7 protein-coding genes, 1 tRNA gene and 1 pseudogene are annotated in these 6,082 nt (G+C 57.9%); all 9 read right to left on the bottom strand.

The window, feature by feature from the left end:
• Positions 1-421: 421 nt before the first annotated feature.
• On the bottom strand, positions 422-1,087 hold the full coding sequence (locus tag DW796_RS08400) for an isocitrate/isopropylmalate family dehydrogenase (protein WP_226790685.1): 666 nt from the start codon (positions 1,085-1,087) through the stop codon (positions 422-424).
• A pseudogene (locus DW796_RS08395) lies at positions 996-1,562 on the bottom strand (hypothetical protein). The gene DW796_RS08400 and the pseudogene DW796_RS08395 overlap by 92 nt, the downstream one beginning before the upstream one ends.
• Before the next feature lie 463 nt (positions 1,563-2,025).
• Entirely contained in the window at positions 2,026-2,733 is a 708-nt protein-coding gene (gene rplA, locus DW796_RS08390) for a 50S ribosomal protein L1 (protein WP_089572518.1), read from the bottom strand.
• 117 nt (positions 2,734-2,850) lie between these two features.
• Entirely contained in the window at positions 2,851-3,279 is a 429-nt protein-coding gene (gene rplK / locus DW796_RS08385; RefSeq protein ID WP_022093893.1) for a 50S ribosomal protein L11, read from the bottom strand.
• Positions 3,280-3,399: 120 nt separating this feature from the next.
• Entirely contained in the window at positions 3,400-3,936 is a 537-nt protein-coding gene (nusG, locus tag DW796_RS08380; RefSeq protein WP_006234984.1) for a transcription termination/antitermination protein NusG, read from the bottom strand.
• Between the two features lie 3 nt (positions 3,937-3,939).
• Entirely contained in the window at positions 3,940-4,278 is a 339-nt protein-coding gene (gene secE / locus DW796_RS08375; RefSeq protein WP_117769328.1) for a preprotein translocase subunit SecE, read from the bottom strand.
• A 76-nt stretch (positions 4,279-4,354) separates the two neighbouring features.
• A tRNA-Trp gene (locus DW796_RS08370) sits at positions 4,355-4,430 on the bottom strand.
• Positions 4,431-4,443: 13 nt separating this feature from the next.
• A complete protein-coding gene (gene rpmG / locus DW796_RS08365) occupies positions 4,444-4,593 on the bottom strand; it encodes a 50S ribosomal protein L33 (RefSeq protein WP_022093895.1) in 150 nt (49 codons plus the stop codon).
• 279 nt (positions 4,594-4,872) lie between these two features.
• Positions 4,873-6,063 (bottom strand): elongation factor Tu, encoded by a 1,191-nt coding sequence (tuf, locus tag DW796_RS08360; RefSeq protein WP_118094821.1) that lies wholly within the window; start codon positions 6,061-6,063, stop codon positions 4,873-4,875.
• Between the last annotated feature and the right edge of the window lie 19 nt (positions 6,064-6,082).

Raw genomic sequence — 6,082 nt, 5'->3', positions numbered from 1 at the left:
GGGCGGAGGCGGGGCATGCCCCGCCTCTTACACCACATCTCTGCACGCTACCATTCCCATGAATTCGTAACGCTACGCGGCTCGTATATGCACCCGGTTCCGCACTTCGCGTCTAAAGATGCGCTGTCATCGAGCAGCGTGAGCGCAAGGCCGCCCGTATGGTCGGCTGGGAACACCTCGTTGCGCTAAAAACCACCACGAAGGGGACCGGCACCTTTGTGGTGGTTTTGCTGACTCGTCCGACCTGTCCCAACGGTTTGTCTCAATCTGTAACAGGTAGGGCCCAAATAATCGGTTAGCTGTTACAGATCGAGACAGACCACGGATGCTCAGCCGAAAATCTCAATCTGTAACAGGTAGGAACGATTTTGCCCCTTAGATGTTACAGATTGAGATATTTGACAGCTTGAATCGGCATCGCCTACAGCGCGGCGACGACCTTGTCGCCCATCGTCGTGGTGCCGAGGATCTTATCTGCCGGGGTGTTGACATCGGCGATGTCACGGGTGCGCCAGCCCTCGTCGAGCACGCGCGCCACGGCGCTCTCGATCCACGCGGCTTGCTCGCCCATGTCGAGCGCGTAGGTCAGCAGCATCGCCACCGACAAGATTTGAGCCAGCGGATTGGCCACGCCGAGCCCCGCGATGTCAGGAGCGCTGCCAGCGCTCGGCCCAAACAGCGATACGCCATCATCCAGCGAGGCAGAGGCAAGCATACCGAGCGATCCGGTAATCTGAGCCGCCTCATCGGACAGGATGTCGCCGAACATGTTCTCCGTCACCACGACGTCAAAGTCTGCCGGTCGACTGATGAGCTGCATGGCGGCGTTGTCGACGAGCAGGTCCTCAAGCTCCACGTCGGAGTACTCCTCGTCTTGCACGCGATGCACGATCTCGCGCCACATGCGGCTCGTCTCCAGCACGTTGCGCTTATCAACGCTCGTCACCTTGCCGCGACGTTTGCGCGCCGCCTCAAATGCCTGGCGCGCAATGCGCTCAATCTCGTACTCGCGATACTCCATCACGTCGACCGCACGCTGACCGGCCGCACCCGCAGCGCCCGCGCAGGTCACGGATGCGGGCGCCAAAGTCCCACGGCATGTTGTAGCCCATCGTATCGGGGATGTTCACGACCGTGGCACCGGCCTTTACGGCCGCCTCGATAATGCGCACCAGAAACTCCTGATCGGAGCGGCCGGCATCCTCGGCATAAAACTCAACATCGTCAACGAACTTGCGAGCATGTTTGACGGCATGGATCGCTCACTCAATTGCCCTTTCCTCAGTCATATGGAGCTTGTCGCGCAGGTGACTGGTGCTCACACCCAGCCCTGTATGGATACGGGGCCTCTGGGCCGTTTTGAGCGCCTCTGCAGCCACTTCGATATCCCTGTCGACAGCGCGCGTCAGGCCGCATACCGTGCATCGGTCGCCCGCAATCTTGCCAATCTCCTGTACGGAGCGAAAGTCACCAGGACTCGAGATGGGAAAGCCCGCCTCGATAACGTCCACGTTCATGCGCACCAGCTGGCGGGCGATGAAGAGCTTTTCCTCGGTATTCATGCTGGCGCCCGGCGACTGCTCACCGTCGCACAGGGTGGCGTCAAAGATTGTGATTTTGCGGCTTATATGTTCCTCCTGATTGACCGTTTTATGACAGATGGCTTTCAGGAGAGAGAAGGCCTAGAGATAGAAAAATACCCGTGTCGCTCATCACGCCTGAAAGCGGCAGACGATAGCGCACCCGGGTACAACAAATCGTTATAGCGAGATTACAACCCTAGCGCGCTATCCAATCTAGTAGCGCTAGGCCTAGGAGCTGTTGCGTGTTCTTAAACATGTTGGGCTCCCTTCGGCCTCGGGTAGTACTACATCGCGCTAAAGTACAACACAAGTAAAACCACCACAATGGTGCCTGTCCCCTTCGTGGTGGTTTCGTTGACTCAAAAGCAAGAGACCCGGTCCTGCACGAGGCAGAACCGGGTCTCTTTAGCAATGCTTGCTTTGCTCAGGCAGTAACTGTTAGTTACTCAGCCAGGAAGTCGCGCTGGATAGCGGGATCGACCTTGACGCCAGGGCCCATGGTGGAAGACACGGAGATGGACTTGACGTACTTGCCCTTAGCAGAAGAGGGCTTGACGCGCAGGATCTCAGTGTACAGGGCAGCATAGTTCTCGACGAGCTGCTGCTCGGAGAAGGACTTCTTGCCCAGGGGCACGTGGCAGATGCCGTAGCGGTCGGCGCGATACTCAACGCGGCCGGCCTTGAGCTCGGAGACCATCTTGGCGACGTCCATGGTCACGGTGCCGAGCTTGGGGTTCGGCATGAGGCCACGGGGACCAAGGATCTTACCAATGCGGCCAACCTTGGCCATCATGTTCGGCGTAGCGATAGCGGCGTCGAAGTTGATCTCGCCCTTCTGGATCTGGGCGACGAGCTCGTCGGAACCGATGATGTCGGCGCCGGCAGCCTCGGCCTCGCGGGCCTTCTCGCCCTCGGCGAAGACAGCAACACGAACGGTCTTGCCGGTGCCGTGAGGCAGGGAGATGGAACCACGGATGTTCTGGTCAGCCTTACGAGTATCGATGCCCAGACGGAAGTGGGCCTCGACGGTCTCGTCGAACTTGGCGGTGTCGAGCTCCTTGATGAGCTTGGCAGCCTGAAGGGGGGTGTAGAGCGTGGCGCGGTCGATCTTCTCGGCAGCGGCGTTATAGCTCTTACCATGCTTAGCCATGTGCATTACCTCCTGTGGTTAAACGGGCGTGAGCCCTCCCACATCGTATCGTGTGCCCTATTGCACACATATAACGGGCGCCCCGGTCGGAGCACCCGTCATTACCTAAAGAAATCGCTACTCAGCGATGGTGACGCCCATGGAACGGGCGGTACCGGCGATGATCTTCTTGGCGGCGTCAATGTCGTTGGCATTGAGGTCCGGCATCTTGATCTCGGCGATCTTGGTGAGCTGCTCCTGAGAGAGCTGACCAACCTTGTCGGCCTGGGGCTTAGCGGAACCAGACTTGAGGTTCAGCTCCTTCTTGATGAGGTGAGCCGCCGGCGGGGTCTTGGTGATGAAGGAGAAGGACTTGTCCTCGTAGACAGAGATCTCAACGGGGATGATGTCGCCCTTCTTGTCCTGCGTCTCGGCGTTAAAGGCCTGGCAGAACTGCATGATGTTCACGCCAGCAGCGCCCAGGGCGGGGCCGACGGGAGGAGCGGGGTTAGCTGCACCAGCAGGAATCTGGAGCTTAATGACGTTGGCAACCTTCTTCTCAGCCATGGTCATTCCTTTCGAATCACGAGTGTGAAGTACTTGCTATATCGTAAGCACGCACGTGTTAGAAGCACTCCTGAGATGAGCAGTCACAGAAGAAGCACGCTCGCGCGAACGGACGAAAACTTAAGCGATGACAGCGACCTGGTTAAAGTCGAGCTCGACCGGCGTCTCGCGGCCAAAGATCATCAGCGTGACCTTAAGCTTGCCAGCCTCGGTGTTAACCTCGGAGACCTTGCCATCAAAGTCGGTAAGCGGGCCATCGGTGACGCGGACGGACGTGCCGACCTGAATATCAACCGAGGTGCGCTTGGGCGAATCGCCCTTACCGGGACGACGAGTCATCTTGTTGTACTCGTCGCGGGAAAGCGGAGCGGGCTTGCCGTTGCCGCCCAGGAAACCGGTGACGCCAGGCGTGTTACGAACGCACGTCCAAGCATCGTCATCCATCTCCATGCGGACCAGGACATAACCCGGGAAGATCTTGGAATCCTTGGTCTCGCGCTTGCCACCCTCTTTGATCTCGGTGACGCGCTCCATAGGAATCTCGATATCAAAGATACGGTCCTGCATGCCCATGGTCTCGATGCGATGCTCGAGATCGGACTTAACGCGGTTCTCGTATCCAGAGTAAGTGTGAACGACGTACCAACGCTTAGACATGGTTTAGCCCCTCAATCCAGAGAACAGAGCAAGAGCCTCGCCAAAGCCAGCATCGAGCAGAGCGATGACGACGCCGACGACGATCAGAGAAGCGCAAACGACGACCGAGTAGTTCACGAGCTCCTTCTTATCGGGCCACGTGACACGCTTCATCTCGGACTTCACCGAAGCGAAATACTTCTTGGTGCGGGCGAAGAAACCAGGCTTCTCGTTCTTCTTGGACTTCGCAGCCTTCTCGCTCTTCTTGGCAACGGCCTTCTTGGCCTCAACCTTGGAGTTGGCGGCAGCGCTGTTGGCAGGTGCCGGCTGCTGAGCCTTCTTCTTGTTCTTCTTGTTGGCCATTTGGGTTACCTCCGCGCAATGCGCTTATACATGAGTAAACCGTAAGCCCCCAAGTGGGAGCTTACGGAATAATGACTGGCACGCCAGGAAGGACTCGAACCCTCAACACTCGGTTTTGGAGACCGATGCTCTACCAATTGAACTACTGGCGTATGTGACTAGAGACTAGCGAGTCTCTTTGTGCAGCGTGTGGTGACGGCACCAGGGGCAATACTTCTTAATCTCCATACGATCAGGCATGGTCGACTTGTTCTTGGTGGTCGTATAGTTGCGGCGCTTGCACTCAGTGCACGCAAGAGTAACTAGAGTACGCATGTATCCTGAACCTTTCATTTCCGCCCCGTACGGGCACGAGTTGTTACTTTATCAGCTCCACGTAAGTGCTGTCAATGAAAACCTCGAGTCAATTGGTTCTCGGTGGATCCATTCATATTTGGAACACATCAATGAAGCCATCGAGATCTAATCGACGGTGCATCCAGGACCATTATCGATCCTCTCGACACCAGCAACGGCTCAATATCCATTGCAGAAAAGAACCCGGCACCCAAATAAGTGCCGGGTTCTCTAAGTCAGCTATATCAAAGAGCTAATTTACTCAATGATCGTGGAGACGATGCCCGAACCGACGGTGTGGCCACCCTCGCGGATAGCGAAGCGCAGGCCCTCCTCCATGGCGATCGGGTGGATGAGGTCGCCCTCGATGGTGATGTGGTCACCAGGCATAGCCATCTCGGTGCCCTCGGGGAGCTTGACCGTACCGGTAACGTCGGTGGTACGGAAGTAGAACTGAGGACGATAACCATCGAAGAACGGGGTATGACGGCCGCCCTCCTCCTTGGTCAGAACGTAGATCTCACCGGTGAACTTGGTGTGCGGGGTAACCGAACCGGGCTTGCAGAGAACCTGGCCGCGCTCGATGTCCTCGCGCTTGATGCCGCGGAGCAGCAGGCCGACGTTGTCGCCAGCCTCGCAGAAGTCCATGGACTTACGGAACATCTCGATACCGGTAACGACGGTGTTCTGGGTGTCCTTGATGCCGACGATCTCGACGGGCTCGTTGAGCTTGAGCTCACCGCGCTCGACACGGCCGGTAGCAACGGTACCACGGCCGGAGATGGTCATAACGTCCTCAACGGCCATCAGGAACGGAAGGTCGTTGTTACGAGCAGGCGTCGGGATGTACTCGTCGACGGCCTTCATGAGCTCGCGGATAGCGTCCATCCACTTGGCGTCGCCCTCGAGAGCGCCCAGAGCGGAACCACGGATGACGGGGATGTCGTCGCCGGGGAAATCGTACTCGGAGAGGAGCTCACGGGTCTCCATCTCGACGAGGTCGATAAGCTCGTCATCGTCGACCATGTCGCACTTGTTCAGGAAGACGACGATGTAGGGAACGCCGACCTGACGGGCGAGCAGGATGTGCTCGCGAGTCTGAGCCATGGGGCCGTCGGTAGCAGCGATGACCAGGATAGCGCCGTCCATCTGAGCAGCGCCGGAGATCATGTTCTTGACGTAGTCAGCGTGGCCCGGGCAGTCAACGTGAGCGTAGTGACGGGAAGCGGTCTCGTACTCGACGTGGGAGACGGAGATCGTAATGCCGCGCTCGCGCTCCTCGGGAGCCTTGTCGATGTTCTCGAACGCAGTGAAGTCAGCCTTGCAGCCCTCGGTCTCGGAGAGAACCTTGGTGATGGCAGCGGTCAGCGTGGTCTTGCCGTGGTCGACGTGACCAATGGTGCCGATGTTAACATGCGGCTTAGTGCGCTCAAACTTCTCTTTGGCCATAAAGCCCTCCTCTAAACAG

The sequence above is a fragment of the Collinsella sp. AM31-2AC genome, from assembly GCF_003469285.1.
Taxonomy (GTDB): Bacteria; Actinomycetota; Coriobacteriia; order Coriobacteriales; family Coriobacteriaceae; genus Collinsella; species Collinsella aerofaciens_AT.
The sequence above is the reverse complement of the archived record's forward strand: the minus strand, read 5'-3'. Positions and strand labels throughout refer to the sequence as shown.